The organism is Nocardiopsis sp. TNDT3 (assembly GCF_003427465.1).
In the GTDB taxonomy this organism is placed as follows: Bacteria; Actinomycetota; Actinomycetes; order Streptosporangiales; family Streptosporangiaceae; genus Nocardiopsis; species Nocardiopsis dassonvillei.
The window spans coordinates 1-2,238 of record NZ_QPFC01000802.1; the positions used below are offsets into that span (position 1 = coordinate 1).

Annotated in this window: 2 protein-coding genes; both read right to left on the reverse strand. The window is 74.9% G+C overall.

What is annotated here, in order from left to right:
• Positions 1 to 108: 108 nt before the first annotated feature.
• Entirely contained in the window at positions 109 to 1,440 is a 1,332-nt protein-coding gene (locus DQW06_RS19655) for a phosphoribosyltransferase family protein (protein WP_013153825.1), read from the reverse strand.
• Positions 1,441 to 1,570: 130 nt separating this feature from the next.
• A complete protein-coding gene (locus DQW06_RS19660) occupies positions 1,571 to 2,131 on the reverse strand; it encodes a GNAT family N-acetyltransferase (protein ID WP_013153826.1) in 561 nt (186 codons plus the stop codon).
• Positions 2,132 to 2,238: the final 107 nt, after the last annotated feature.

Genomic DNA, 2,238 nt, shown 5'->3' on the forward strand with positions numbered 1-2,238 from the left:
GAACAACGTCGAGGGCGCCGCGGGTTTTCTCATGCCCGGTGTTCTCCCGTCTCCGGTGAAAGGCACCGCTCCCGCCCATGGGACGGCCGTGTCCGGCCCGCCGGCGCCTCAGCTTCGACCCGCCCCCAGGTGCCGGTCGAACCAGTCCAGGGCCTCGGCCGCCACACGGCGCCACTCGCGGGAGTCGCGGAGCAGCCGCTCGGCCCCCGACACCACCCGCAGGTCCGTGGAACCGCCGATCCGGGCGCGCGTCCACTCGCCGAGCTCGCGCAGGAAGGAGTCGTCCCCCTCCAGCAGCACCAGGACCGACGCCCGCACGTCCGGCAGGCTCGCCTCGGCCACGTCGATCCGCCCTCCGTGCGCCACCACCGCGGCCACGTCCCGCGGGTACCGGGCCGCGGCGACCAGGGCCGAGGCCGCGGCGTCGCCCGAGGCCAGCACGCCCAGGGGCTCGTCCGCGGTCTCCGATGTCCGGCGCAACCAGGCGGCCGCGGCGCCCAACCGCTCGCCGAGTTCGTCGGCGCCGACACCGGAGGCGGCGTCGGGAGCGGTGTCGGAGGAGCCGGGCGGGCTTTCCCGCTCGGTCAGCAGGTCCATGAGGAGGGTGGCGTACCCGGCCTGCTGCAGGACCGAGGCGACCGACCGCCACCGCTCGTCCGCGCGCCCCTCCCCCGCGGCCATCACCACCGCGCCGCGCGTCTCGGCGGGCACGGTGAGGTCGCCGTCGAGGTGGACCCCTCCCGCGGGCACCCGCACGCGCCGTGTCCGGCCCGACCGCGGCCGGGTGTGCGCGTTCTCGGCGAGGATGGCGGTGACGTGGTCGTCGGAGAGCTGGCCGAAGTCGCGGTACCACTCCCCCACCGCGCGGAAGTTGTCCGGCGCGCTGAGCACCACCAGGGCGTCGGCCTCCTCCCGCAGCAGCGCGACCGCCTCCGGCGAGGCGACCGGCACCGCCAGGACCAGTCGCGCCGGACCGGCCTGGCGGACCATGCGCAGCGCGGCGCGGGCGGTGCCCCCGGTGGCGACGCCGTCGTCCACGACCACGCAGTCGCGCCCGGCGATCCGCGGGGGCGGGCGCTCTCCCCGGTAGACGCGGCGCCTGCGGTCGAGTTCGTCGCGTTCGGCGGCGACGGTGTCGGACAGGGCCTGGCGGGGCACGTGCAGCCGGGCCAGGGCGCGGTCGTCGTAGAGGACGCGCCCGTCCTCGGCGACGGCGCCGACCCCCATCTCGGGGTGTCCCGGCAGACCGATCTTGCGAACCATGAGCACGTCGAAGTCGGCGCCCAGCCGCAGGGCGAGTTCCGCGCCGACCGGCACGCCCCCGCGGGGCAGGGCCAGCACGAGGGGTTCGTCGACCGCGAAGGGGCGCACCCGCTCCGCGAGTCGGCGCCCCGCCTCCGACCGGTCGGCGAAGGGCAGTGAAACGGGTACTGGGTTCATGGCCTCACCGGCGCCGGGGACCGGGCCCCGGTACCGCTCCTCTCGGCTGTGTGGATGAGCCGCTGGAAAGTGGTACCCAGATACCCCCCGACACGGCGGTTCCAACCCCGCACCCGAGCAAAACCGTCCCTCAGGTGCGGCGGAAGCCGTTCCGGAACACGGCCATCAGCAGCGCGTCGTAGCGGCGCCCGTCCCACAGCAGGGAGTCGCGCATGCGCCCCTCCACCGCGAAGCCGCAGGAGCGGTAGACGGCGATCGCCCTCATGTTGAAGGCGTAGACGTACAGCCAGACGCGGTGCAGGCCGATGTGCTCGAAGGCGTACTCCAGCACGAGCTGGGTGGCCTCCCTGCCCAGGCCCCGGCCGGTGAACTCGATCGCGGACAGGGCGATGCGGTACCCGGCGCTCTCGTTGTCGGGCGCGACGGCGTAGAGCGACAGCTCGCCCAGGTAGCGCCCGTCCTTGGGCGCGATGATGGCCAGGTCCAGGCGGTCGGTGCGGTCCGCGCGGCTCTCGCACCACTCCTTGGCCTGCGCGTAGGTGATGCGCCGGTGGGTGCCGGTGAGTCTGCGGACCTCCTCGTCGAGGCTGGCGGCGAAGTAGGCGTCGGTGTGCTCGGCCGCCAGGGGCGTCAGGCGTACGCTCCTCCCGGTGAGTGTGGGCTTCTCTCGCAGCGCGCTCGTGTTGATCATGGGCTCTTCCGGTTCCGTCCGGGCCGTGCGGACACGGTTCCCGGCGTGGGGGAGGCGGCGGACAGCGGGCTGGACGCCCTGCGCGGGAGCGGGCCGCTGGGCGGGGG

Coding starts and splice junctions, on each gene's coding strand:
- DQW06_RS19655 (WP_013153825.1), bottom strand. CDS start 1,440: ATGAACCCAGTACCCGTTTCACTGCCCTTCGCCGACCGGTCGGAGGCG.
- DQW06_RS19660 (WP_013153826.1), bottom strand. CDS start 2,131: ATGATCAACACGAGCGCGCTGCGAGAGAAGCCCACACTCACCGGGAGG.